We start from the raw sequence: 25,034 nt of genomic DNA on the forward strand, positions 1-25,034 counted from the left end.
GTGTCCCTCCGCGAGCGGCGGGGCGGCACTATGAGACACACAGTCAGATGAGAACCGTTCTCCCGGGAGGACCCTTGGACGCGGCACGGGCGGCGCGGCTGCTGAGCGAGGTCCGCGCCGCCACCCTCGCAGGCCAGCGCTCACCCGTCGCACCGCGGCCGGTGATCGAGCAGTCCTGGGAACGCATGCTGCGCGGCGGGGTCGATCCGGACCACGACTTCCGGTCGGGTCTGCTGTCCCGCGAGGAGGTGCAGCGGCGCCGGGAGTCCACCGCGCTCAGACATGTGCTGCCGGTGCTGCGCGAGGGTCTGCTTTCGGTCGCCGACGTCGCGCACCACATCATGGTCGTCGCCGACGGCGAGGGCCGGGTGCTGTGGCGGGAGGGCAACTCCTCGGTGCTGCGCAAGGCGGACGGCCTCGGCTTCGAACTCGGCGCCGACTGGCGGGAGGACGTCGTCGGCACGAACGGCATCGGCACCCCGGTCGTGGTGCGCCGGCCCGTACAGGTCTTCGCCTCCGAGCACTTCCACCGCTCGCAGACCTCCTGGACCTGCACGGGCGCCCCCATCACCGATCCGCGCGACGGCCGGCTGCTCGGCGTCGTCGATGTCAGCGGCCCGCTGGAGACCATGCATCCGGCCACGCTCGCCTGGGTCGACTCGGTGGCCAAGCTCGCCGAGGCCCGGCTGCGGGAACTGCACCTGACGGGGCTGGAGCGGCTGCGGGCGGTTGCGGCGCCGGTGCTGGCGCGGCTGACCGGGCGGGCGCTGGTGGTGGACCGGGACGGCTGGACGGCCGCGGTGACCGGGATGCCGTACACGAGCCGGATCGTGCTGCCCAAGTCGTTGTCGCCGGGCCGGCGGTGGCTGATGCCGCTCGGCCTGTGCGCGGTGGAGCCGCTGGCGGGGGGCTGGCTGCTGCGGCCGGCCGACGAGCCGGTGCCGGCCGGGGCGACACGGATCGCGCTGGATCTGACGCAGCCGCGCCGCTCGTCGGTGACGGTGTCCGGAGGCGCGGGCACCTGGAGCCACGAACTGAGTCCCCGGCACGCCGAATTGCTGTACCTGCTGGCCCTGCACCAGGGGGGTCGCAGCGCGGCGGGGCTGGCCGAGGACATGTTCGGCGACCCGGGCCGCACGGTGACGGTGCGGGCGGAGCTGTCGCGGGTGCGGCGCTATCTCGGGGGCCTGCTGGAGCACCGGCCGTACCGCTTCCGGGAGGACGCGGAGGTCGAGGTGCTGCTGCCGGAGGACCCGCGTGAGCTGCTGCCGCACTCGACGGCGCCCGCGGTGGTGCGGGGGCGGTTCTCGGCCGAGATGCCCTGAGTCCGGACTCTTCTTCCGCATATTTGCAGGGTCTTAGTCCGCAAGCGTGCCCAACTGCCGTAGCATCCCTGTACGGGCCACCCCACCTGCTCCTTTGGTCAACGCACAAACCAATGGCCGCAGTTGGCTCGCCTCGGGAGGTTTGATGAAGCACCGCGGCAGACACCGTCGACGCAGGCAGGGGCGTGCGCTGCGCGCATTCCTCGCCGGAACCGCCCTCGCACTCACCGCCGCCGCCACGATGATCAGCGCCTCACAGGCCACGGTCGGCGACAACCCCGGGGCTCTGACCCCTCTCACCAGGGCCGCCGACACCGGCGCGCTCCGGCTCCAGGAGCGGCTGGTCCCGCAGGCCACGCTCGACGAACTCTCCTTCGGGATGGGCAAGCCGGTCGGCGTCAGCGCCGTCCTGGAGACCGCCGACCGGAGCCTGCGCGAGGCGAACGGCTGTACGCCGACCGAGCGCACGGCGCTGCCGATAGCCCCCGCCGCCACGCGCGCGTACTGCTGGGACGGCGCCGACACCCGGGGCTGGCGGGCGGGTGCCGTGACCACCTCGGGCGACGCCGACGACGACGGCTGGTGGAACGACAACCGGGTGATCCTCTCCGGCTGGAACGAGGGCGCCGCCGACCGGGGCCTCGCCCGGGTCGCCTTCGTCGACGCCAACGACCTCACCCACCTGAGGTACGCCTCCGCGCTCCTCGTCGTCCCGGTGGACGGCGGACGCGACTACCGCGCCCTGACCTCCCGCCTCTCCGGCATGGTCTGGTACCAGGACAAGCTGCTGGTGACCGCCGCCGACGGGCTGTACGTGTACGACATGAACCGCGTCCAGCGCGCCACGGTCGACAGTGCCGCCGTGGGCCGCGTCCCGGACGGCTGGTCGGCCCACGGCCAGCGCTTCGTCCTGCCGGCCGTCGGCTCGTACCGCCTGACCGGGGCGGGCAGCGCCCCGCACCTCGGCGGTATCTCCCTCGACCGCAGCACCGCGCCCGACAGCCTGGTCGCGAGCGAGCGCACGGCGGTCGACAGCGACCGGCCGGCCCGGCTGTGGCGCTACGACTTCAGCAAGGACCCGGCCCGCCCCGGCCTGCTGGCCACCGGCGCCACCGGATCCGCGCAGGCCGTCGAGGCCTACGAGACGGACGCGTCCGGCATCGAGGGCGTCCTCTCCTACCGGGCGGGCGGAGCGGACCGCGCCGGCTGGTACGTGGGCCGCGCCCCGGGCAGCACGGACCGGCACGGCAGCCTGTGGCGCCAGGACACCGAGGGCGCCGAGGCGACCCGCTGCGGCTCGGAGAACGCGCCCCGCTGCTGGGGCCTGAAGGCCGGCCCCCTGTCGTACTGGGAGGCGACCGGCGAGGTCTGGTCCCAGTCGGGCCGGATGCTGTTCGCGATGCCACTGACGTCGATCGACCGGGCGCTGGACTGAGTCGCGACCGGCATGGCCCGGTTGAGCCCCTCGATCGCCGCTCGGCTGAGCGCCCCAAAGGGGCGCGGGGAACTGCGCGACCAGCCACGACGGCGCCGCAGTCGATCGACAAATCACCCACCCGGATGATTCCCTGGCCGACATGCCCAACCTCGCCGTGACCACCTGGTCCCTGGAACAGACCTCCCCCGACGACCTCCTCCCGGCCGAAGCCCCGCAGGGCGACGTGCGGGTCGTCCGTGCCGAGGTGCCCTCGCCCGAGTTCAGCCGGTTCCTGTACGCCTCGGTCGGCGGCGACATCCTGTGGACCGACCGGCTCGGCTGGCCGTACGCACGGTGGCAGGAGCACCTGGAGCGGGACGGCGTCGAGACCTGGGTGGCCTACGACCGGGGTACGCCCGCCGGGTACGTGGAGCTGAGCCCGCAGGACGACGGGGTCGTGGAGATCGAGTACTTCGGCCTGATCCCGGCCTTCCGCGGCCGCCGCATCGGCGGGTACCTGCTGGCGTACGGCGCCGCGCGCGCCTGGGACCTGGCGGAGCGCTGGCCGGAGCGGGCGCGGACGAAGCGGGTATGGCTGCACACATGCAGCAAGGACGGCGAGCACGCCATGGCCAACTACCAGCGCCGCGGCTTCAAGCTCTTCGACACCAAGGTCGAGGAGGAGGCCGTGGTGGCCACGCCCGGACCGTGGCCCGGGGCATACCCAGCCTGACCTGGGAAGAAACGACCCAATACGGCCATGTGACCGACGACACCCTTGTCTCACTCTACGGGACAAGGGTGTCCGCATGATGGACGAAGCTGGACTGTGTCCAGATCGCCGTGCCACGCTTCCGTCATGTCTGGAACTGGAATTGCCTTGGTGAGTCGGCGGCACGTCGACCTCGGCCGCATGTCCAGCGCCATCTGTCCGGCGCGCTGACAGCCCCGCAGCGCCCAGACATCTCTCTCTTCCCGCTTCATTCCCGCGCAATGTCGCGCACGTATGCCCATGCGCCCGTATGCGCAGGTCAGAGCCGCATTCCCGCCTGTCCCGAAGGACGTATCAACCATGGCCGCCACCCCGCAGAAGCCTGCCGCCGCGACTCCCCGCCGCAAGGTGAGCCGTCACCGCGGTGAGGGTCAGTGGGCCGCGGGGCACTTCACCCCGCTCAACGGCAACGAACAGTTCAAGAAGGACGACGACGGTCTCAATGTGCGGACACGCATTGAGACGATCTACTCCAAGCGTGGCTTCGACTCCATCGACCCGAACGACCTTCGCGGCCGGATGCGCTGGTGGGGGCTCTACACCCAGCGCAAGCCCGGGATCGACGGCGGCAAGACCGCGATCCTGGAGCCGGAGGAGCTGGACGACAAGTACTTCATGCTGCGGGTGCGGATCGACGGCGGCCGGCTCACCACCCAGCAGTTGCGGGTGATCGGTGAGATCTCTCAGGAGTTCGCGCGGGGCACCGCCGACATCACCGACCGGCAGAACGTCCAGTACCACTGGATCCGGATCGAGGACGTGCCCGAGATCTGGAACCGCCTGGAGGCGGTCGGCCTGTCCACCACCGAGGCCTGCGGCGACACCCCGCGTGTGGTCATCGGCTCGCCGGTCGCCGGCATCGCCGAGGACGAGATCATCGACGGCTCCTCCGCCATCGACGAGATCCACAGCCGCTACATCGGCAGCAAGGAGTTCTCCAACCTGCCGCGCAAGTTCAAGACGGCGATCTCCGGCTCGCCGCTGCTCGACGTGGCCCACGAGATCAACGACATCGCGTTCGTCGGTGTGAACCACCCCGAGCACGGCCCCGGCTTCGACCTGTGGGTCGGCGGCGGCCTGTCCACCAACCCGAAGATCGGCGTCCGGCTCGGCGCCTGGGTGCCGCTGGACGAGGTCCCGGACGTCTGGGCGGGCGTGATCGGCATCTTCCGCGACTACGGCTACCGGCGGCTGCGCACCCGCGCCCGCCTGAAGTTCCTGGTCGCCGACTGGGGCCCGGAGAAGTTCCGCCAGATCCTCCAGGACGAGTACCTGGGGCGGGAGCTGGTCGACGGCCCCGCCCCCGCCCAGCCGCTCCAGCGCTGGCGCGACCACGTCGGTGTGCACCGGCAGAACGACGGCCGCTTCTACGTCGGGTTCGCCCCGCGCGTCGGCCGGGTCGACGGCACGACCCTGACGAAGATCGCCGAGCTCGCCGAGGCGCACGGCTCGGGCCGGGTCCGTACCACCGTCGAGCAGAAGATGATCATCCTCGATGTCGAGGAGGCACAGGTCGACTCGCTCGTCGAGTCCCTGGAGGCGCTGGACCTCACCGCCCGGCCGTCCTCGTTCCGGCGCGGCACCATGGCCTGCACCGGCATCGAGTACTGCAAGCTCGCGATCGTCGAGACCAAGGCACGCGGCTCCCAGCTGATCGACGAGCTGGAGCGCCGGATCCCGGACTTCGACGAGCCGCTCACCATCAACATCAACGGCTGCCCGAACGCCTGCGCCCGTATCCAGGTGGCGGACATCGGTCTCAAGGGGCAGCTGGTCGTCAACGACCGGGGCGAGCAGGTCGAGGGCTACCAGGTGCACCTGGGCGGCGCGCTCGGTCTGGAGGCCGGGTTCGGGCGCAAGGTGCGTGGCCTGAAGGTCACCTCCGACGAGCTGCCGGACTACGTCGAGCGCGTCCTGAAGCGGTTCCAGGAGGAGCGCGAGGACGGCGAGCGGTTCGCCACGTGGGCCGCCCGTGCCTCCGAGGAGGCCCTGTCGTGAGCGAGCGGGCCGCCCCCTTCTACTGCCCCTACTGCGGCGACGAGGACCTCCGTCCGTCCGAGCAGGGCCACGGCGCATGGGAATGCGCGGCGTGCAACCGCGCATTCCAGCTGAAGTTCCTCGGGTTGCTCACCCGGGGCCTTCAGCCCAACGACGCAGGGGGAGACGAGATATGACCGCGGTTCAGGAAGAGCGCACGACCGACGATCTGAAGGCGCTCGCCGAGCAGGCGGGCCGTGACCTGGAGGACGCCTCCGCGCTGGAGATCCTCCGGTGGGCGGTCGACACCTTCGGGGCGCGCTTCTGCGTGACCTCGTCGATGGAGGACGCGGTGGTCGCCCACCTCGCCTCCCGTGCCATGCCCGGCGTGGACGTCGTGTTCCTCGACACGGGCTACCACTTCGAGGAGACCATCGGCACCCGAGACGCGGTCGAGGCCGTGATGGACGTCAACGTCATCACGCTGACCCCGCGTCAGACGGTCGCCGAGCAGGACGCCGAGTACGGGCCCAAGTTGCACGACCGGGACCCCGACCTGTGCTGCAAGCTGCGCAAGGTCGAGCCCCTGGAGCGCGGGCTCAAGGGTTACGTGTCCTGGGCGACCGGGCTGCGCCGCGACGAGTCGCCGACCCGGGCGAACACCCCGGTCGTCGGCTGGGACGAGAAGCGCCGGAAGGTGAAGGTCTCCCCCATCGCCCGCTGGACGCAGGACGACGTGGACGCCTACGTCGCCGAACACGGTGTGCTGACGAACCCGTTGCTGATGGACGGCTACGCGTCCGTCGGCTGCGCCCCCTGCACCAGGCGGGTCCTGGAGGGCGAGGACGCGCGCGCCGGCCGCTGGGCCGGCCGCGGCAAGACCGAGTGCGGGCTCCACGGATGACGACCACCCGGACGAATCAGACTCAGGAGAACCAAGTGACGACCGGAGCCACCGTCTGGCTCACGGGTCTGCCGAGCGCCGGCAAGACCACCATCGCGTACGAACTGGCCGGCCGGCTGCGCTCGGAGGGCCACCTCGTCGAGGTGCTCGACGGCGACGAGATCCGCGAGTTCATCTCGGCGGGCCTCGGCTTCAGCCGCGAGGACCGGCACACCAACGTGCAGCGCATCGGCTTCCTCGCCGAACTGCTCGCCCGCAACGGCGTCAAGGCGCTCGTGCCGGTGATCGCCCCCTACGCGGACAGCCGTGAGGCGGTGCGCAAGCGCCACCAGGAGGGCGGGGCACCGTACATCGAGGTGCACGTGGCGACTCCGGTCGAGGTGTGCTCCGTACGGGATGTGAAGGGTCTGTACGCCAAGCAGGCGGCGGGCGAGCTGTCCGGGCTCACCGGGGTGGACGACCCCTACGAGCAGCCCGAGACGCCCGACCTGCGCATCGAGTCGCAGCACCAGACCGTCCAGGAGTCCGCGGCCGCGGTCCACGCGCTGCTCACCGAAAGGGGACTGGCATGACGACGACCGTCGCCGAGGTGGAGGAGGGTACGGACTCCCCGTACGCCCTCTCGCACCTGGACGCGCTGGAGTCCGAGGCGGTGCACATCTTCCGCGAGGTGGCGGGCGAGTTCGAGCGGCCGGTGATCCTGTTCTCCGGCGGCAAGGACTCCATCGTCATGCTGCACCTGGCGCTGAAGGCGTTCGCCCCCGCGGCGATCCCCTTCTCGCTGCTGCACGTCGACACCGGGCACAACTTCCCCGAGGTCCTGGACTACCGGGACCGTACGGTCGCCGAGCACGGCCTGCGGCTGCATGTCGCCTCCGTGCAGGACTACATCGACCGCGGGGTGCTCAAGGAGCGTCCGGACGGCACCCGCAACCCGCTCCAGACGCTTCCCCTCACCGAGAAGATCCAGAGCGAGAAGTTCGACGCGGTCTTCGGCGGCGGTCGCCGCGACGAGGAGAAGGCGCGGGCCAAGGAGCGCGTCTTCTCGCTGCGCGACGAGTTCTCGCAGTGGGACCCGCGCCGGCAGCGGCCCGAGCTGTGGAACCTGTACAACGGCCGGCACGCCCCCGGCGAGCACGTCCGTGTGTTCCCGCTGTCCAACTGGACCGAGCTCGACGTGTGGCAGTACATCGCCCGCGAGGGCATCGAGCTGCCGGAGATCTACTTCGCGCACGAGCGCGAGGTGTTCGCGCGCAGCGGCATGTGGCTGACGGCCGGCGAGTGGGGCGGCCCCAAGGACGGCGAGACGGTCGAGAAGCGTCTCGTGCGCTACCGGACCGTCGGTGACATGTCCTGCACGGGCGCCGTCGACTCCGACGCCGTGACCCTGGAGCAGGTCATCACCGAGATCGCCGCCTCCCGGCTCACCGAGCGCGGCGCGACCCGCGCCGACGACAAGATGTCCGAGGCCGCGATGGAAGACCGTAAGCGCGAGGGGTACTTCTAAGCATGAGCACGACCACGGAACTCTCCGAGACGACCCTGCTGCGGTTCGCCACCGCCGGCTCCGTCGACGACGGCAAGTCCACGCTCGTCGGCCGGCTGCTGCACGACTCCAAGTCCGTCCTCGTGGACCAGCTGGAGGCCGTGGAGCGCGCGTCCGCCTCGCGCGGGCAGGACGCCCCGGACCTCGCGCTGCTCACCGACGGTCTGCGGGCCGAGCGGGAGCAGGGCATCACGATCGACGTGGCGTACCGTTACTTCGCCACGCCCCGGCGCCGGTTCATCCTCGCCGACACCCCGGGCCATGTGCAGTACACCCGCAACATGGTCACCGGCGCGTCGACGGCCGAGCTGACGGTGATCCTGGTCGACGCCCGCAACGGCGTCGTCGAGCAGACCCGGCGGCACGCCGCGATCGCCGCGCTGCTGCGGGTGCCGCACGTGGTGCTCGCCGTGAACAAGATGGACCTGGTCGACTACCAGGAGTCCGTGTTCGCCGCGATCGCCGAGGAGTTCACGGCGTACGCGCTGGAACTGGGCGTCCCGGAGATCACCGCGATCCCGATCTCGGCGCTGGCCGGCGACAACGTGGTGGACCCGTCCGCGAACATGGACTGGTACGGCGGGCCGACCTTCCTGGAGCACCTGGAGACGGTCCCGGTCACCCACGACCTGAGCCACTGCCACGCCCGGCTGCCCGTGCAGTACGTGATCCGGCCGCAGACCGCCGAGCACCCGGACTACCGGGGCTACGCCGGTCAGATCGCCGCGGGTTCGTTCCGCGTCGGCGAGTCGGTGACGGTGCTGCCGTCGGGCCGTGTGTCGAGGATCTCCGGCATCGACCTGCTGGGCGAGCCGGTCGACGTCGCGTGGACCACGCAGTCGGTGACCGTCCTGCTGGAGGACGACATCGACATCTCGCGCGGCGACCTGCTCGTGCCGACGAAGGACGCGCCCGCGACCACGCAGGACATCGAGGCGACCGTGTGCCACGTCGCCGACGCGCCGCTGACCGTCGGCCACCGGGTGCTGCTCAAGCACGGCACCCGCACGGTCAAGGCGATCGTCAAGGACATCCCGTCCCGGCTGACGCTGGACGACCTGTCCCTGCACCCGCACCCGGGGCAGCTCGTCGCCAACGACATCGGCCGGGTGAAGGTCCGCACCGCCGAGCCGCTGCCGGTCGACTCCTACGCCGACTCGCGCCGCACCGGTTCGTTCATCCTGATCGACCCCAGCGACGGCACCACGCTCACCGCGGGCATGGTCGGCGAGTCGTTCGCCTCGCCGGAGCCGGTCAAGGACGAGGCCGAGGACGACGGGTGGGACTTCTGACATGAAGGCCCTCGACTTCTTCTCCACGTTCGCGAAGGAGGGCGGCCGCGTCGGCAGCGGCGCCCTCGGGAGCGGGCAGGGCGGAGTGCCGCGATGTGTGCGCTGACCCGCCCTTCGTCCATCCGCCGATCTCCCGGCCGCGCCTGAGCAGGGCGTGAGTGCCGGGCCACCGAGAGGAACCCCTCCCGTGCCTGCCACCCCCGCCCTGCGACGGACGCTCGCCGTCCTGGCCGCGCTGCCACTGCTCGCCCTCGCGGCGTGCGGCTACGGCTCGCAGGCCAAGGACAACGCCGAGCAGGCGATCGCCGGGGCGGCCAAGGTCGACGGCCTGGACTCGGTGAAGATCGGCTACTTCGGGAACCTCACCCACGCCACCGCCCTGGTCGGCCGGCACGAGGGGCTGTTCCAGAAGGAGCTCGGCGGCACGCTGGCGCGGTACTCCACGTTCAACGCCGGTCCGTCGGAGATCGAGGCGCTGAACTCCGGCTCCATCGACATCGGCTGGATCGGCCCGTCCCCCGCGGTCAACGGCTACATCAAGGCGGGCGGCAAGAACCTGCGGATCATCTCCGGTTCGGCCTCGGGCGGCGTGAAGCTCGTGGCGAACCCGGAGAGGATCAAGTCCCTGAAGGACGTCAAGGGCAAGAGGATCGCCACCCCGCAGCTCGGCAACACCCAGGACGTGGCGTTCCTCAACTGGGTCTCCGAGCAGGGCTGGAAGGTCGACGCGGAGAGCGGCAAGGGCGACGTCTCGGTCGTCCGCACCGACAACAAGATCACGCCGGACGCCTACAAGTCGGGCTCGATCGACGGCGCGTGGGTGCCCGAGCCGACCGCCTCGAAGCTGGTCGCCGAGGGCGGCAAGGTGCTCCTCGACGAGGGCGACCTGTGGCCCGACAAGAAGTTCGTGATCACCAACGTGATCGTGTCGCAGAGCTTCCTGAAGGAGCACCCGGACGTCGTCGAGGCCGTGCTTCGCGCCTCGGTGAAGACCAACAAGTGGATCGGCGCCAACCCGGACAAGGCCAAGGCGGCGGCCAACGCCCAGCTCGAGGCCGACACCGGCAAGCCGCTCCCGGCCCATGTGCTCGACCCCGCGTGGCGGTCCATCCGGGTCACGGACGACCCGCTGGCGGCCACCCTGAACACCCAGGCCGAGCACGCGGTCAAGGCCGGGCTGCTCCAGCAGCCGGACCTGGCCGGGATCTACGACCTGGCACCGCTGAACAAGGTCCTCAAGGGCGAGGGCGAACCTGAGGCCGACGACGCCGGACTCGGCGCGAAGTCGTGAGCAAGGCACTGATCCCGATGAGTTCCCAGGAGGTGACGACCATGGCGACAGCTCTCGCCAAGGCCGCCGACACGGATGTGTCCGTGGAGCACGCCGCGCGCATCGACCACGTCTCGAAGTCCTTCGCCGGCCCCGCCGGGCAGCAGCTCGTGCTCGACGACATCAACCTCGACGTGGCGCCCGGCGAGTTCGTCACCCTCCTCGGGGCGTCCGGCTGCGGCAAGTCGACGCTGCTGAACCTGGTGGCCGGCCTCGACCGGCCCAGCGCCGGCAGCATCACCACCGACGGCCGCCCGGCGCTGATGTTCCAGGAGCACGCCCTGTTCCCGTGGCTGACCGCGGGCAAGAACATCGAGCTCGCCCTGAAGCTCCGGGGTGTCGCCAAGGCCGAGCGGCGCGAGCGCGCCGAGGAACTCCTCGAACTGGTCCGCCTCAAGGGCGCGTACGGCAAGCGGGTGCACGAGCTGTCCGGCGGTATGCGCCAGCGCGTGGCCATGGCGCGGGCGCTCGCCCAGGACAGCAAGCTGCTGCTGATGGACGAGCCGTTCGCCGCACTCGACGCGATCACCCGGGACGTGCTGCACGACGAGCTGACCCGGATCTGGCGCGAGACGCAGGTGTCCGTGCTGTTCGTGACGCACAACGTGCGCGAGGCGGTCCGCCTGGCGCAGCGCGTCGTCCTGCTGTCCTCCCGCCCGGGCCGGGTCGCGCGGGAGTGGACGGTCGGCATCCCGCAGCCGCGCCGCATCGAGGACGCCGAGGTGGCGGAACTGTCCCGGGAGATCACCGAAGAACTGCGTGGGGAGATCCGCCGTCATGGCCAGCACTGAGACGACCGCCGCCAAGGACGGGGCCGATCTCGCCGGGCTCGAAGCGGGCCTGGACGCACTGGAGACGGTCCAGACGGGCCGTACGCCGTTCCGCAGGACCCTGACCCAGAAGATCCTGCCGCCGGTCGTCGCCGTCGCGCTCGTGCTGGCGGTGTGGCAGTTCCTGGTGTCGTCCGGGATCGCCGGCGACCCGACGAAGCTGCCCGCGCCGTCCGACGTGTGGGGCGAGCTGCGCGAGTCGTGGCTGGAGGGCACCCTCCACGAGTACATCTGGACGTCCGTCTCGCGCGGTCTGCTCGGCTTCCTGCTGGCGCTCGCGATCGGTACGCCGCTGGGTCTGGTGGTCGCGCGGGTGCGGTTCGTGCGCGCGGCGATCGGGCCGATCCTGTCCGGCCTCCAGTCGCTGCCGTCGGTGGCCTGGGTGCCGCCGGCCGTGATCTGGCTGGGCCTGAACGACCGGATGATGTTCGCGGTGATCCTGCTGGGCGCGGTCCCCTCGATCGCCAACGGCCTGGTGTCCGGCGTCGACCAGGTGCCGCCGCTGTTCCTGCGGGCCGGCCGCACGCTGGGCGCGACGGGTCTGAAGGGCACCTGGCACATCGTGATGCCGGCGGCGCTGCCGGGCTATCTCGCGGGCCTGAAGCAGGGCTGGGCCTTCTCCTGGCGTTCGCTGATGGCGGCGGAGATCATCGCGTCCTCGCCCGACCTCGGCGTCGGCCTCGGCCAGTTGCTGGAGAACGGCCGCAACACGAGTTCCATGTCGATGGTGTTCTTCGCCATCCTGCTCATCCTGATCGTCGGCATCGCCATCGACCTGCTGATCTTCAGCCCGCTGGAGCGGTGGGTGCTGCGCAGCCGCGGTCTGCTGGCAAGGAGCTGAACCCCGATGTCCAAGAAACCGGTCCTCCTCGTCATCGCCCACGGCAGCCGCGACCCGCGGCACGCCGCGACCGTGCACGCCCTCGTACGGCGGGTCCGCGCGCTGCGCCCCGACGTGCGGGTGGAGACCGGCTTCCTGGACTTCAACATCCCCTCCGTGCAGGGCGTGCTGGAGTCGCTCGCGGCCCAGGGTGTGCGGGACGTCGTGGCGCTGCCCCTGCTGCTGACGCGCGCCTTCCACGCGAAGGCCGACATCCCGGCGGTGCTGCGGGACGCGCCGCCGCAGCTGCGGATCCGGCAGGCGGAGGTCCTCGGCCCGTCGCCGCTGCTGATGGCGGCCCTGGAGCGGCGCCTGTACGAGGCGGGCCTGACGCCCGCCGACAAGTCCTCGACCGGGGTCGTGCTGGCCTCGGCGGGGTCCACCGACCCGGAGGCGATCGCAGTGATCGCTGAAATCGCGCGGGAGTGGCGGCACACCGGTTGGTGCGCCGTGCGGCCTGCGTTCGCCTCCGCATCTCTGCCCCGCACCGAGGACGCGGTGCGCGAGCTTCGCGAGCTCGGCTGTGAGCGGGTGGCCGTGGCGCCGTACGTCCTGGCGCCGGGCTTCCTGCCGGACCGCATCGCCCGGGGCGCCGCCGAGGCGGACGTCCTGGCGGACGTGCTGGGGGCAGCGCCCGAGGTGGCCCGGGTCCTGCTGGAGCGCTACGAGGCGGCACGGGTGCCGGTGCTGGCGGCCGTCGGGGCCTGAGCGCCCGGCGTCACACCTCCAGCACGCGGCCGATCTCCTGGACCAGGATCAGACAGCCGCCGCCGGCCACCACTCCGGTGCCGATGGCCTCCAGGGCGAAGCGGATCCGGCCGCGGTTGGCGGGCAGGCCGTCCTGGGCGGCGTACAGCAGCTCGTCCCGGACGATCTCCCCCTGCGGGACCAGTGCGGGCTTCTCGATGTGCAGCCGCTCCACGAGCCGCTCCGCCAGGCGCAGCAGCGCGGCCGGGTCGGACCCGTCGTGGGCCGAGCCGTCGAAGTCGCGCATGTTGTAGGTACTCACTGTCCCGCCTCCTGTGGCTTGCACGGCCGAGAGCCCGGCCGGTGCCGCGGCCCGGCCGCACCGTCGCGGGCATGCCCGTGCCGCGCCGCCCGCCACGGTGACCTGCTCTTCCCGCCGTCCTGGCGCGGATCACCCTAGGGACAACGGCCGCTGTTTGTCGCGTGGTTGGGGCGAGCCGCGGTCAGTTGATCAGCGTGTGTTGACGACCGCCGCGTCGGCCAGCCGCATCAGCTCCGCCACCGGCATCGAGCCCGCCGCCCGCCGCTCGCGCGCGAAGGTGTCGGCGAGGTGCTGGAGGAGTTCGTTCAGCGGGGTCGGTACGCCGTGCAGCCGGCCCAGCAGGGCGATCTCACCGTTGAGGTAGTCGGCCTCGATGGTGCCGGTGCCACGGGTGAGGGACTGCCAGGAGGAGCCGCCGCCGCGCGGGGCGCCGTCCAGGGGGACGAGGGTGACCTTGTCGCCCCGTACCGCCTGCTGTTCCTCGGTGCTCGCGTACGCGATCCCGGCGGCGTCGAGCACGGCCGCTCCCTCGGCCCGCACCCGCCGGAACAGCGCGAGGGCGTCCTCGTCGGAGACGGGGCCGGTGACGGCCTCCAGGGCGTTGCCGAGGTTGGACAGCAGCTTGGCGTACTGCCAGCGCGCCACGTCCGGGACGACCGGCGCCTCGAAGTGCGACTTCTCCAGGTCGGCGGCGACGAGGCGGGCGGTCTCGTCGGTGCCGTGGGGGTGACGGCCGAGGTGCAGGATGCCGGTGAGGGGGCTGCCGGCGGCGGAGACCACGCCGGGTTCGACGTACGTCGACGGCAGCCACACGCAGACGCCGTAGACGCGTCGGAAGAGCCTGAGGGCTATGCGCTGGCCCTCCACGCCGTTCTGCGCGCAGAACAGGGGCAGCCGCTCTGCTGCCATACCGCCGCCGGCGACCGGGGCGGGGCCCCAGGTCCGGAGCGCGGCCACGCTGTCCTGGGTCTTCACGGCGAGCACGAGGACGTCGTCGGGGCGCAGTTCCCCGAGCGCTGCGGGTCCGTCGACGACGGGCAGCCGGTGGGTCAGCTCGCCCTCGGGCACCCTGAGCCGCAGCCCGTGATCCCGTAGGGCCTCGAAGTGGGCGCCGCGGGCGACCAGGACGACCTCGTGTCCCGAGCCCGCTAGCCGTCCGCCGATGACGCCACCGACGGCTCCGGCCCCGATGATGACGTAGCGCAAGGTCACTCCCCCTCGGCGGGGAACGGCGTCCCCTGATGGAAGTACATCTACCAGCCGGCGTCCGTGCGCCGCCACAGGGAGCTGCGGTGCGCGTGCCTGCCGGCGTGCACGGTGTCGAAGGTGAGGTGGACGAGGTCGGGGGCGAGCTGGACGCCGTCCATCCGTGACACGACGACGGGCCGCGGCCCCGGGTCCTCGCCCGCGACCAGGGACTCGATGATCGACGGCCGGTCCCAGTACCGCCCCGACGAGCCGAACTCCCGGAACTCCGGGTGCAGCAGTTCGGCGAGCAGCTCCGGGGAGGACCGGACCTCCGGCTGGAGCAGGCGCAGTTCACCCTCGATGGCGGCTTCCACGGCGGCGGTCCGGGCGTCAGGCACCGGTCATCTCCACGAGTTTCACGACGGTGTTCCAGTTGCGGCTGGTGGCGATCAAACCCTTGTTGATCCGCGGTCTCGACAGGATCTCGGCGAGCTTGGAGCGGCCCAGGCCGTTCGGGGCGTACAGGTACAGGGCGCGGTCGCCGAGCCGGAACTCCTCCGGGAGGTGGGCGTCCCGGTCGATCTCCGCGAACCGCTCGGCCTCGACCGGGGCGGAGAAGTAGGTGACATGGAGCTGCTTGGGCTCCAACTCGGCTGCCGGGAAGGGGCAGTTGTCGGCGATCGCCTTGAGGTAGGCGTGGTCGCGGACGATCACGTCGACGGCGAAGCCGAAGTGCTTCTCGATGGCCGAGGCGAGCTCCGCGGCCAGGGACTCCTCGTCGCCGTGATCGGCGGCGAACACGGCCTGGCCGCTCTGGAGATGGGTGCGAACGCCGTCGTGGCCGAGACCGGTCACCAGGGTGCGCAGTTCGGCCATCGGGACTTTTCTGCTGCCGCCCACGTTGATGCCACGGAGCAGAGCCGCATACGTCGTCGTCATCCGGCCACCTTATGGCGATCACGCGCGCCCCGGGCGGTCCGGTCGTCGTGAGGCGGCCGTCGTGCCCAGTGGGGGCGGGCACGACGGCCGGACCCGTAAGTTACTTACCGGTCAGCATGAAGCACAAGCTCCTTCACCCGATCCACCCGACCGCGGCCTCCCTGATCCACTCCCCCGACCCGGCCGGATAGATGTAAGGGGCCCCCATCCTCCCCAGTGGGGAGAGCCCGGGGGCCGAGCGGATGATTTCCGGCCGCCGCACTTCACCGGCGAGCACGACGAGATGGCTTTATCCGGCCCATACCTTCGAAACGAAAGGAGGCGGCAGGGGGCCGCCACCGCAAGACGAGGGGGCAAGCCCATCATGGGGAACGGAGAAACGCGGGTACGGGGCCTCGCCGCCCGCGCCGGCGGCTGGAGCGCCCGCCATCGATGGGCTGCCGTCGGCATCTGGGTGCTGTTCGTCGTCCTGGCGATGGGGCTCGGTTCGGCGGCCGGCCGGGTCGACGTCAAGGACAGCGACCAGCTCAAGGGCGAGACGCACACCGCCGCCAAGATCATCGAGGACGCCGGGATCGAGGAGCCGGCCAGTGAGACCGTCCTGATCCAGTCGAAGGACGGTTCGCTCAAGGCGACCGACGCCGAGTTCAGGTCGGCCGTCACGGCCGTCGTCGAGGCGGTCGAGGGCACCGGCAAGGTCACGGACGTGACCTCGCCGTACGACACTCGGACGATCTCCAAGGACGGCCGCAGCGCGCTGGTGCAGTTCGACATGCGCGGTGACTCGGACACCGCGGGTGAGCGCGTCGAGCCGGTGCTGAACGCGGTCGAGGACGTCCAGAAGGACCACGGGTCGCTGCGGATCGAGGAGATCGGCGGCGCCAGCATGATGAAGACGTTCGACGACGCGTTCGGGGACGACTTCCAGAAGGCCGAGTACTCCGCGGTGCCGGTGGCCCTCGGCATTCTGCTCATCGCCTTCGGCGCGCTGGTGGCGGCCCTGCTGCCGGTGCTGCTCGCGGTCACCGCGATCATGGCGACGATGGGCCTGATGGGCATCGTCAGCCATGTCATGCCGATGAGCGACACCGCGAACTCCGTGATGCTGCTGGTCGGTCTGGCCGTCGGCGTCGACTACTGCCTGTTCTATCTGCGCCGTGAGCGCGAGGAGCGCCAGGCCGGCCGGGACGCGCAGACCGCGCTCCGGGTCGCCGCCGCCACCAGTGGCCGCGCGATCATCGTCTCGGGTGTCACGGTGTGCGTGGCGATGGCGGGCATGCTGTTCACCGGTCTCGCCGAGTTCGAGGCGATGGGCCTGGCGTCGCTGATGGTCGTGGCGGTCGCCATGGTCGGGTCGGTGACCGTGCTGCCGGCGCTGCTGTCGCTGCTGGGCGAGCGGGTCGAGAAGGGCAAGATCCCCTTCCTGCACCCGGAGAGCAGGCTCCGCCGCAACAAGGGCGCCGCGAACCGCGAGAGCCGGTTCTGGACGGCCGTGCTCAAGGGAGTGCTCGCGCGGCCCGTCATCTCGGTCGCCGTCGCGGCCGGTGCGCTGCTGGCCATCGCGGCTCCCGCGCTCGGCATGAAGACCCAGAACCTCACGCTGGACCAGGAGTTCGGGGACTCGCTGCCGATCGTGCAGACGTACAACCGCCTCAACGAGGCCTTCCCCGGCGGTTCCGACCCTGCCGAGGTGGTCGTCAAGGCCGACGACATCAACGCTCCCGAGGTGAAGTCCGCGCTCGCCGACTTCCGTGACCGTGCGGTCAGTTCGGGCGCCTCGCGCGGTCCGGTCGAGATCAAGCTGCACGACGAGCAGAACATCGCCTTCGTGTACGTCCCGCTGGTCGGCGGCTCCGACCTCGACAAGGCGGGCGCGAGCCTGGACAAGCTGCGCGACGACGTGCGCCCGGCCACGCTGGGCAAGGTCGACGGCCTCGATGCGCCGATCACCGGGCAGGTCGCGGGGTCGAAGGACTTCAACGACCAGCTGGCCGGAGCGGTCGTCCCGGTCTTCGCGTTCGTGGTGGTCTTCGCCTTCGGGCTGATGCTGCTGTCGTTCCGCTCCCTGACCGTCGCGATCACCTCGATCGTGCTGAACCTGCTGTCGGTGGGCGCGGCGTACGGCATCCTCGTCGCCGTCTTCCAGCACGGCTGGGGTGCGTCGCTGGTGGGCGCGGAGGGCGTCGGAGCCATCATCACCTGGCTGCCGCTGTTCCTCTTCGTGATCCTGTTCGGCCTGTCGATGGACTACCACGTGTTCGTGGTCTCGCGGATCCGTGAGGCACGGCTGCGGGGCCGTACGACGAAGGACGCGATCCAGCACGGTGTGGTCACCACGGCCGGTGTCGTCACCAGCGCCGCGGTCATCATGGTCGCCGTGTTCGCGATCTTCGGGACGCTGTCCATGCAGTCCATGAAGCAGATGGGCGTCGGCCTGGCGGCCGCGGTCCTCATCGACGCGACGATCATCCGGGGCGTCCTGCTCCCGGCGGTGATGGCACTGCTGGGCGAGCGCAACTGGTACTTCCCGAAGTGGCTGCACCGCCTGCCCGACATGACCCACGACGAGGCCCCCGAGGCCGTGACCCACGGCCCGGCCCACGACGACAAGGGCGAACGCGTACCGGTCTGACCCACCCACCCCTGATGCAGGGCCCGTTGACTCCGGGGGAGCCAACGGGCCCTGTGTGTGCCCTCAGCGCATGATGCGGCGGACCTCCAGCACGGCCCCGTCGCAGCGCACGATCTCCAACTCCCGCTCCGGGCGTGCCCCTTCGAAGGTCAACACGACGTGACCGTCCGCCGCGAGCCGCCAGTGGCCCGGTACGGCGTCGGGAGCGTCACCTCGCCCCAAGGGGTGGTCGACGAACGCGCCGTCGGCTGCGAACTCCAGCCCACGGCGTCCGCGGGCCGGCGGGAACGGGTAGTCGTCCGGCCGGTAGACCCGCACATCACCGCGGTCTTCCTCGTAGGAGTGGATCCAGGACCGGAACAGACCCGCAGGGGGCTCTCGCATGACCCGGCCACCTCGCTCACTTCCATGCCGCAAAAATTGCCGGTCTTCTCCGAGAATGTCTAGGATTATCAGTGTATGGGTCCAGGGGGAACGGGCAACCGGCTGCCGACCGGTGTCACGCGGCCCCCACAGCGCGTGTCCGACGCGCAGTACGCCGCCGTGTGCGCGGCAAGTCCAACACCCTTTGAGGGGCGCAGCCATGTCCGATGCGCAGTCATATCTCCGCGCCACTTCCGCCGACTACAGCCGCTGGTGCGGCGCCATGGAAGTGCACCGCCGACTCCTCACCGTGAATCCGGAGTACGCCGGCAATCGTGCCGTGATCGAGAACACCGCGTTCAGCTACGAGACACAGCGCCGCGAGGCCGCCCGTCAGGGCGTCATCGACGTTCCCGTAGTCGTGCACGTGGTGCACAACACCCCCGAGCAGAATATCGACGACGCCCAGATCAACAGTCAGATCGACGTTCTCAACCAGGACTTCCGGGCGGCCAACGCCGATGTGAACCAAGTGCCCCCGGTGTGGCGGGACCTGGTGGCCGACGCACGTCTCCAGTTCCATCTCGCCCGGACCGATCCGCTGGGCCGGACCACCGACGGCATCACCCGGACCCAGACCTCGGTCACGGACTGGGACACGGACGATCTGGTCAAGTTCAGCCTGAGCGGAGGACGTGACGCCTGGCCCGCGGACGTCTACCTGAACGTCTGGGTCTGCCGGCTGCGCGGCGGACTGCTGGGCTACGCCCAGTTCCCGGGTGGCGCCGCGTCCACGGACGGCGTCGTCATCACACACAGCGCCTTCGGCACGCGTGGCACGGCCCGCGCGCCCTTCGACGGCGGCCGCACGGCCGTGCACGAGATCGGCCACTGGCTCAATCTGCGCCACATCTGGGGTGACGACGACGAGGGGTGCAGCGGCAGCGACTTCGTGGCGGACACGCCCAACCAGGCCGGGCCGAACCTCGGTTCACCGAGCTTCCCCACCGCCACGTGCGGCAACGCCCCGAACGGCGACATGTTCATGAACTACATGGACTACACCGACGACGCCGCGATGTTCATGTTCACCAAGGGCCAGGCCGCCCGGATGGACGCCACTCTCGACAACGCGCGTCTGCCCCTCAGCCGACAGGCCGTCACGGTGTGACGGACCTCCGTTCCCATGTGATGGCCGCCCCCGCAGTGGGACGGCCATCGCGACGCCGTTCCCGGACTAGCCCCGCCGAGCGTGCAATTCGGCCTCGATCAGGTCGGCCGCCCGCCGAGTGCCGCCCTCCTCGGACATCTGGGCCTGGAGGGTCTTCAGGCGTTGGGCGACCTCCGGGTCGGTGGTGAGGGTGAGGGCCGTTTCGCGGAGCGTTTCGGCTGTGGCCTTCTCGGTCGGGATGTGGTGGGCGACGCCGAGGGACTGGAGCATGTCGGCGTTGCCGAACTGGTCGACCGCCTGGGGGACGGCGATCATCGGGGTGGCCGTGGCCAGGCCCTCCTGGCTGCCGCCGGCGCCCGCGTGGGTGACGAACAGGTCGGCCTGCTTGAGGATCGCCAACTGCGGCACCCAGTCGTGCACTTCGACGTTGGGCGGGATGTCCCCGAGCTCGGCGGGGTCGACATGCCGGCCGACCTGGAGCACGAGGTGCCAGCCCGGCAGACCGGCGAAGGCGCGCACGCACTCCCGGTAGAACGCCGGCTGCTTGGTGAACGCCGATCCGAGGGAGACGAGCACGACCTTCTCGGCCGTCTCCGGCCGGCGCCACCCGCCCTCGGCGGTGCGGTCGCCCTGGCAGGCGCCGACGAAGGTGTGGACCGATTCGTCGACGCGGTCGGCGTTGGGCTGAAGGGCCCGCGGGATGAGGACCAGCGAGCGGTCGGGGCGGCCACCGAACGCATCGGGGTGCAGGGCGATGCCGTTCTCCTCCAGCCAGGCGTGGAAGCGGCGGTAGTACGCCTGCCCGCGCTCGGTCTTCTTCGGCTCCGCCCACATCGGCTCGGCGATCTCCTCCTCGTAGCCCTCCCAGGCGACGAGGTTCGGCGAGAGCGAGATCGCGGGCACACCCCAGCGGTGGGCGAGGACGCGTGCCGGGTACGAGGTGATGTCCTGCAGGACGAGGTCCGGCTCGTCCCCGGCATACGCCTCGATCAGCTGCGGGAGCGCCTGGATCGCGTCGGCGAGGAACGGCTCGACGTTGTCCAGCAGGGTGCTCCCCCACGCCTCCGGGTCGGCGTCGGGGCCCGGCAGCGTGGAGTTCCACAGCTTCGGCTCGGCGCCGGTGGCGGCGACCTTCTCGGCGAAGACCGGCGGGATCGCGTAGGTGACCCGGTGCCCGCGCGCCACGAGCTCGCGGATCACTTCGAGGCTGGGGTTCACGTGGCCGTGCGCGGCGATGGAGAACATGGCGATGTGAGCGGGACTGGTCATGACCCTGACGCTAATCGAGACGATACGTCTCGTGCAACTCGCTTTCATGTCGCCGGCACCCCCAGCACCTCGTGCAGCGTCAGCCAAGCCCCCGGCGGCACCTCGCCCACGAGGGCCCTCGTGTCGAGGCGGGCCGCGCGGAACGCCGCGTCGACCCGCCGCCTCGGGTGCGCCCGGCACAGCGACGCGTGCAGCGAGCCGCCGACCCCGGAGAAGCCCAGCTCGACCAGGCGCCGCCAGCCGTCCTGCGCGCCGGCGCCCAGCAGCGGCGTGCGCCGCCGTTCGATCCGTACGATCCCGGCGTCCACCCGAGGTACCGGCCGGAAGCTGTGCCGCCCGACCCGGCCCACCAGCCGCCACTCGTGACGCGGCCAGGTCAGGATCGTCAGCCGGGTCCAGCTGCCGTAGTCGCCCGTGCGCTTGCGGGCGTACTCAAGCTGGGTCAGGAGCGTGGCGTCGGTGAGTGCGGGCGCGTGCAGGCACCAGTCGACGATGGCGGCGGTGCGGGAGAAGGGGACGTTCCCGGCGACGGAGAACGGTGTGCGCGGGGGCCGTGCCGTGAGGAAGTCCTCGCCCACGACGCGGACCTGCGGCGTGTCGGAGAAGCGCGAGCGCAGCGCGGCAACGAGGCGTGGGTCGATCTCGTAGGCGAGTAGGCGTCGGCAGTGCGGGGCGAGCTGCTCGGTCAACGCGCCTTTTCCGGCGCCGACTTCGAGCAGCAGGGGTGCCTCGCGTCCGAGTGGCACGGCGAGGCGGGCGAGTCGTCCGGCGGCCGTGCGGTCGGCGAGGAAGTTCTGGGAGAGCGCGCGGGATACGCGGGTGGGGCGGGCCATGGCCTGCGGTCCTTGTCTTCCGTGGAGAGGGAGAAGGGCAGACGAAGGCCCTGACCGGAAGACAGGAGAAAAGGAGGGAGAAGCGGGTCCGCGTGGAATCAGCGGACGGTGTGGCTCCCCGGGCCGGTCAGGGCTCCGGGGCCGCGGCGCATCCGTACGGAGTGCGCAGCGCCCCGGCCGAGACCGGTGCTGGTGATCGCATTGTTCGCTGCCACGGACCGCACGTTAGGCGGGGCCGGGCGGCGCCTACAACCGAATTACCTCAGCGCTGGTAGCGGGCGAGTACGAGATTGCCGTCCTCCTCCAGCCGATCGCGCAGTTCGTCGAGGCCGATGGCCCCGCTGTAGTACTCCTGGAAGGCCGGCGTGGCGATCTTGTCCTTCCACTCCGGGTAGCCGCGTACCGACTGTGCGGGCGCCGAGCGCAGATGTGTAGCGAGGGCGGTGCCGGTGGCCCAGTCGTTCTCGGTGGTGTGCAGGGCCGGGTCCTTCAGGGCCTCCGTGCCGGTGGGGAGCATCCAGTCGCCCAGGGCCAGCCGCACCATGTTGTCGGGGCGCAGCAGGAAGTCGATGAACTCTGCCGCCTCCCGTTTGTGCGGGCTGTCCTCGGCGATGGACAGGGTCTGCGGACTGACGCCCTGGGTGAGCCCGTCGGCGCCGGCCGGGGCGGGCAGCACCTGCCAGTCGAAGCCCTTGGGGGCCTGCTGCACGATCTGCTGCCGGTAGGAGAAGCCGAGCGGGACCATCGCGTACCGGCCGCCGAAGAAGCCTGGCAGGGTGTCCGAGCCGCCGCTGCCCAGGGTCGTCGGGGAGGCGCTGCGGTCGGCGTTGACCTGGTCGTGGACGGTGCGCGGCATGACCTCGTCGTCCGCGCCGAAGCGCACGGTCACCTTGCCGTCGGCGTCCCGGTGGAAGAGCCGTCCGCCGGACGACAGCGACAGATTGAGCGTGGCGGAGACAGGCTCCTTGAGCGGCCAGGCCACGCCGTACCTGCCGTCCCCGCTGAGCCGCTCGGTGATCGCCCGGAACTCCGCCCAGCTCCACGGCCGTTCAGGGGTCGGAATGCGTACGCCCGCCTGCTTCAGCCACTTCGCGTTGGCGACGAGCACCCGCGGCTCCTGGAGGAACGGCACGCCGTAGATCCCGTCCCCGAAGGTCGCGGTCTCCCAACTGCGCTGCGGGATGTCGGACTTGAGCCGTGCGGGCAGCAGGTCGGTCAGATCGGCGAGGTAGCCGCCGTACGCGAAGTCCGCGAGGTCGTCCGAGGCGTCATGGATGATGTCCGGGGCCTCACCGCCCTCGAAGGAGGTGAGCAGCTGGTCGTGGACGCCGTCCCAGCTGCCCTGCACATACTCGACCTTGACGTCCGGATGGCTCGCGTTCCACTCCTTCACGAGCTCCTCGTTGGCCTGGACGGACTCCTCCTGCCAGGCCAGGGACTGGAAGCGCAGGGTGATACGGCCACCGGCAAAGTCGCCGCCGTCGCTGCAACCGGCGAGCAGCAGCACCAGGGCCAGGCAGCCCAACAGCAGTCTCGTTCGCATCAGTTCTTCACCGCCCCGGTGAGCATGCCGCCCGTGATCCGTCGCTGGATGAGCGCGAACACGACCAGCGAGGGCAGCGTCGCGAGGAACGCGGCGGCGGCCAGCGGGCCGAGGTCGGCGACGCCCTCCGCGCCGATGAAGTGCGTGAGGATCACCGGCAGGGTCTGTTTCTCCGGGGTCTTCAGCAGGACGAGGGCGAAGAAGAACTCGTTCCACGCCGTGACGAACGCGAACATCGCCGTCGCCACGATCCCGGGCGCCAGCAGCGGCGCGGTCACCGAGACCAGGGTCCTCAGCCGTCCGGCCCCGTCGACCGCCGCCGCCTCCTCCAGCTCGGGCGGCACCGCGCGGACGTAGCCGACGAGCATCCACAGCGCGAACGGCAGTGCCCACACCACGTACACCGTGATCAGCCCGGGCATGGAGTTGATCAGTCGCAGGTTCTTCAGCACCAGGAACAGCGGGATGATCACCAGGACCAGCGGGAACGCCTGGCTGACGATTACCCAGCCGGTCGCCGCCCGGGCTAGCCGGGTGCGGTGGCGGGCCATGACGTACGCCATCGGGGTAGCGAGCAGCACGGCGACGAGGGCGGCGCCGAGCGCGGCGATCAGGGAGTTGAGGGCGGCGTGCAGCAGGGGCTGTTCGTCGAAGGCCTGGCGGAAGTTGGCGAGGGTGGGGTCCCTCGGGATCCAGGTGGGATGCAGACTGCCCAGCTCCCGCGGCGGCTTGAAGGCGGTCGAGATCAGCCACAGGAAGGGGAACGCCAGGAACACGAGGTACGCCAGCAGGGCCACGTACTGCCCGGCTCGGGCGGTTCGGCCGGTCCTCATGCCTCGTCGCCTCCCCTCAGCCGGCCGACGAGGAAGAGCGCGAGGAGTATCGAGATCAGCGCGACCATCACGCATCCCATCGCCGCCGCGTAGCCGAACTGCCCGTAGCGGAAGGCCTCTTCGTAGGCGAAGAGCATCGGCAGGCGGGTGCGGCCGCCGGGGCCGCCGCTGGTCAGGACGTAGACCAGGGCGAAGGAGTTGAAGTTCCAGATGAGGTTGAGTGCCGTGATGGACAGGGCGACGGGCCGCAGGGCGGGCCAGGTGACGGTGCGGAAGCGGCGCCAGGCGCCGGCGCCGTCCACGGCCGCCGCCTCGTGCAGTTCGCGCGGGGTGTTCTGCAGGCCCGCGAGCAGGGCGACCGTCGTGGTCGGCAGGCCCGCCCAGATGCCCACGACGACGACGGCCGGCAGTGCGGTGCCGAGCCCGCTCAGCCAGTCGCGGCCGTCACCGAGGCCGAGGTCGCGGATCGTCTCGTTGAGGATGCCCGCGTCGGGGTTGTAGACCAGCCGCCACATGACACCTACGACGACCTCGGGCATGGCCCACGGGACGATCGCGAGGGCCCGGGCGAGCCAGCGCAGGCGCAGGTCCTCGTTGAGCAGGAGGGCGAGGCCGAGCGCCAGCAGGAACTGCGGGACGGTGACGCCGACCGCCCAGACCAGGCCGATCCGGAACGACTCCCAGAACAGCGTGTCGTGCAGCAGGTCCGTGAAGTTGAGCGTGCCGATCCACTGGGTGGGCCGGGTCCGTCCGGACTGGGCGTCGGTGAGGGACAGCGCGATGCCGTACAGCAGCGGACCGACGCTCAGGACCAGGATGGGGATCAGCGCGGGCAGGACGAGGAACCAGGCGCCGCGGTCCATGACACCGCGCCGCTCCTTGCCGCCCGGCGCAGGTCTCACCGCCTTCTGCGCCTCGGTCACCGATGTCACGGAATCAGCCCCTTTGTGCGGCTCGGGTGGGCCCCGTCATGGTCGTGAA

General features: G+C 70.9%; 25 protein-coding genes and 1 pseudogene. 16 read left to right on the forward strand and 10 right to left on the reverse strand.

Features of this window, described 5'->3' with window-relative positions:
* Nucleotides 1–47 precede the first annotated feature (47 nt).
* From CP983_RS09560 to CP983_RS09625, 14 genes are all read left to right on the forward strand, one after another.
* Nucleotides 48–1,325, forward strand: a complete 1,278-nt coding sequence (locus CP983_RS09560; protein WP_150499290.1) for a GAF domain-containing protein — start codon at nucleotides 48–50, stop codon at nucleotides 1,323–1,325.
* Nucleotides 1,326–1,470: 145 nt separating this feature from the next.
* Nucleotides 1,471–2,760, forward strand: coding sequence for a hypothetical protein (locus CP983_RS09565; protein ID WP_150499291.1), 1,290 nt, complete (start codon nucleotides 1,471–1,473; stop codon nucleotides 2,758–2,760).
* A 142-nt stretch (nucleotides 2,761–2,902) separates the two neighbouring features.
* Nucleotides 2,903–3,475, forward strand: a complete 573-nt coding sequence (locus CP983_RS09570; protein WP_150499292.1) for a GNAT family N-acetyltransferase — start codon at nucleotides 2,903–2,905, stop codon at nucleotides 3,473–3,475.
* A 126-nt stretch (nucleotides 3,476–3,601) separates the two neighbouring features.
* On the forward strand, nucleotides 3,602–3,685 hold the full coding sequence (locus CP983_RS45190; RefSeq protein WP_310591794.1) for a putative leader peptide: 84 nt from the start codon (nucleotides 3,602–3,604) through the stop codon (nucleotides 3,683–3,685).
* A 129-nt stretch (nucleotides 3,686–3,814) separates the two neighbouring features.
* Nucleotides 3,815–5,512, forward strand: coding sequence for a nitrite/sulfite reductase (locus CP983_RS09575; protein ID WP_107907766.1), 1,698 nt, complete (start codon nucleotides 3,815–3,817; stop codon nucleotides 5,510–5,512).
* On the forward strand, nucleotides 5,509–5,688 hold the full coding sequence (locus tag CP983_RS09580; RefSeq protein WP_030967755.1) for a hypothetical protein: 180 nt from the start codon (nucleotides 5,509–5,511) through the stop codon (nucleotides 5,686–5,688). The genes CP983_RS09575 and CP983_RS09580 overlap by 4 nt, the downstream gene beginning before the upstream one ends.
* Nucleotides 5,685–6,395 (forward strand): phosphoadenylyl-sulfate reductase, encoded by a 711-nt coding sequence (locus CP983_RS09585; protein WP_150499293.1) that lies wholly within the window; start codon nucleotides 5,685–5,687, stop codon nucleotides 6,393–6,395. Before CP983_RS09580 ends, CP983_RS09585 begins: the two co-directional genes overlap by 4 nt.
* Nucleotides 6,392–6,967 (forward strand): adenylyl-sulfate kinase, encoded by a 576-nt coding sequence (gene cysC, locus CP983_RS09590; RefSeq protein ID WP_150499294.1) that lies wholly within the window; start codon nucleotides 6,392–6,394, stop codon nucleotides 6,965–6,967. Before CP983_RS09585 ends, cysC begins: the two co-directional genes overlap by 4 nt.
* A complete protein-coding gene (cysD, locus tag CP983_RS09595) occupies nucleotides 6,964–7,902 on the forward strand; it encodes a sulfate adenylyltransferase subunit CysD (RefSeq protein WP_107907763.1) in 939 nt (312 codons plus the stop codon). Before cysC ends, cysD begins: the two co-directional genes overlap by 4 nt.
* 2 nt (nucleotides 7,903–7,904) lie before the next feature.
* On the forward strand, nucleotides 7,905–9,233 hold the full coding sequence (locus tag CP983_RS09600) for a sulfate adenylyltransferase subunit 1 (protein ID WP_150499295.1): 1,329 nt from the start codon (nucleotides 7,905–7,907) through the stop codon (nucleotides 9,231–9,233).
* 187 nt (nucleotides 9,234–9,420) lie between these two features.
* A complete protein-coding gene (locus CP983_RS09610; RefSeq protein WP_150499296.1) occupies nucleotides 9,421–10,524 on the forward strand; it encodes an aliphatic sulfonate ABC transporter substrate-binding protein in 1,104 nt (367 codons plus the stop codon).
* 41 nt (nucleotides 10,525–10,565) lie between these two features.
* A complete protein-coding gene (locus CP983_RS09615; protein WP_107908361.1) occupies nucleotides 10,566–11,354 on the forward strand; it encodes an ABC transporter ATP-binding protein in 789 nt (262 codons plus the stop codon).
* Complete coding sequence (locus CP983_RS09620) at nucleotides 11,341–12,234, forward strand: ABC transporter permease (protein WP_107907760.1); 894 nt, start codon at nucleotides 11,341–11,343, stop codon at nucleotides 12,232–12,234. The genes CP983_RS09615 and CP983_RS09620 overlap by 14 nt, the downstream gene beginning before the upstream one ends.
* 6 nt (nucleotides 12,235–12,240) lie before the next feature.
* Nucleotides 12,241–12,981: a sirohydrochlorin chelatase gene (locus CP983_RS09625; RefSeq protein ID WP_107907759.1), complete on the forward strand. Its 741-nt coding sequence runs from the start codon at nucleotides 12,241–12,243 to the stop codon at nucleotides 12,979–12,981.
* 10 nt (nucleotides 12,982–12,991) lie between these two features.
* Here CP983_RS09625 and CP983_RS09630 read toward each other — a convergent pair whose 3' ends face one another.
* From CP983_RS09630 to CP983_RS09645, 4 genes are all read right to left on the reverse strand, one after another.
* Nucleotides 12,992–13,282: a hypothetical protein gene (locus CP983_RS09630; protein WP_189748519.1), complete on the reverse strand. Its 291-nt coding sequence runs from the start codon at nucleotides 13,280–13,282 to the stop codon at nucleotides 12,992–12,994.
* Nucleotides 13,283–13,471: 189 nt separating this feature from the next.
* A complete protein-coding gene (locus CP983_RS09635; RefSeq protein ID WP_150499297.1) occupies nucleotides 13,472–14,488 on the reverse strand; it encodes a ketopantoate reductase family protein in 1,017 nt (338 codons plus the stop codon).
* A gap of 47 nt (nucleotides 14,489–14,535) precedes the next feature.
* On the reverse strand, nucleotides 14,536–14,868 hold the full coding sequence (locus CP983_RS09640) for a nuclear transport factor 2 family protein (protein ID WP_373309793.1): 333 nt from the start codon (nucleotides 14,866–14,868) through the stop codon (nucleotides 14,536–14,538).
* Nucleotides 14,861–15,409, reverse strand: a complete 549-nt coding sequence (locus tag CP983_RS09645) for a DUF1697 domain-containing protein (RefSeq protein WP_150499298.1) — start codon at nucleotides 15,407–15,409, stop codon at nucleotides 14,861–14,863. The genes CP983_RS09640 and CP983_RS09645 overlap by 8 nt, the downstream gene beginning before the upstream one ends.
* Nucleotides 15,410–15,773: 364 nt before the next feature.
* Between CP983_RS09645 and CP983_RS09650 the strand changes: the two genes are divergently transcribed.
* Nucleotides 15,774–18,041, forward strand: a complete 2,268-nt coding sequence (locus tag CP983_RS09650; protein ID WP_150499299.1) for an MMPL family transporter — start codon at nucleotides 15,774–15,776, stop codon at nucleotides 18,039–18,041.
* Between the two features lie 63 nt (nucleotides 18,042–18,104).
* Here the strand turns inward: CP983_RS09650 and CP983_RS09655 are convergent, their stop codons facing one another.
* Complete coding sequence (locus CP983_RS09655; protein ID WP_150499300.1) at nucleotides 18,105–18,425, reverse strand: hypothetical protein; 321 nt, start codon at nucleotides 18,423–18,425, stop codon at nucleotides 18,105–18,107.
* Nucleotides 18,426–18,624: 199 nt separating this feature from the next.
* On the opposite strand from CP983_RS09655, the gene CP983_RS09660 reads away from it, so the two are divergent.
* Nucleotides 18,625–19,575 carry a zinc metalloprotease gene (locus CP983_RS09660; RefSeq protein WP_150499301.1) on the forward strand — a complete coding sequence of 317 codons (951 nt, stop codon included), beginning with the start codon at nucleotides 18,625–18,627 and terminating at the stop codon, nucleotides 19,573–19,575.
* Between the two features lie 66 nt (nucleotides 19,576–19,641).
* Here CP983_RS09660 and CP983_RS09665 read toward each other — a convergent pair.
* From CP983_RS09665 to CP983_RS09685, 5 genes and pseudogenes are all read right to left on the reverse strand, one after another.
* Nucleotides 19,642–20,881, reverse strand: a pseudogene (locus tag CP983_RS09665) (glycosyltransferase).
* A gap of 7 nt (nucleotides 20,882–20,888) precedes the next feature.
* Nucleotides 20,889–21,677: an ErmE/ErmH/ErmO/ErmR family 23S rRNA (adenine(2058)-N(6))-methyltransferase gene (erm, locus tag CP983_RS09670; RefSeq protein WP_150499303.1), complete on the reverse strand. Its 789-nt coding sequence runs from the start codon at nucleotides 21,675–21,677 to the stop codon at nucleotides 20,889–20,891.
* 262 nt (nucleotides 21,678–21,939) lie between these two features.
* On the reverse strand, nucleotides 21,940–23,220 hold the full coding sequence (locus CP983_RS09675; protein WP_150499304.1) for an ABC transporter substrate-binding protein: 1,281 nt from the start codon (nucleotides 23,218–23,220) through the stop codon (nucleotides 21,940–21,942).
* A complete protein-coding gene (locus CP983_RS09680; protein ID WP_150499305.1) occupies nucleotides 23,220–24,053 on the reverse strand; it encodes a carbohydrate ABC transporter permease in 834 nt (277 codons plus the stop codon). The genes CP983_RS09675 and CP983_RS09680 overlap by 1 nt, the downstream gene beginning before the upstream one ends.
* The gene (locus CP983_RS09685) at nucleotides 24,050–24,985 is read right to left on the reverse strand and encodes a carbohydrate ABC transporter permease (protein ID WP_150499306.1); all 936 of its coding nucleotides are present in this window, start codon (nucleotides 24,983–24,985) and stop codon (nucleotides 24,050–24,052) included. The genes CP983_RS09680 and CP983_RS09685 overlap by 4 nt, the downstream gene beginning before the upstream one ends.
* Between the last annotated feature and the right edge of the window lie 49 nt (nucleotides 24,986–25,034).

Source organism: Streptomyces chartreusis (assembly GCF_008704715.1).
GTDB lineage: Bacteria > Actinomycetota > Actinomycetes > Streptomycetales > Streptomycetaceae > Streptomyces > Streptomyces chartreusis.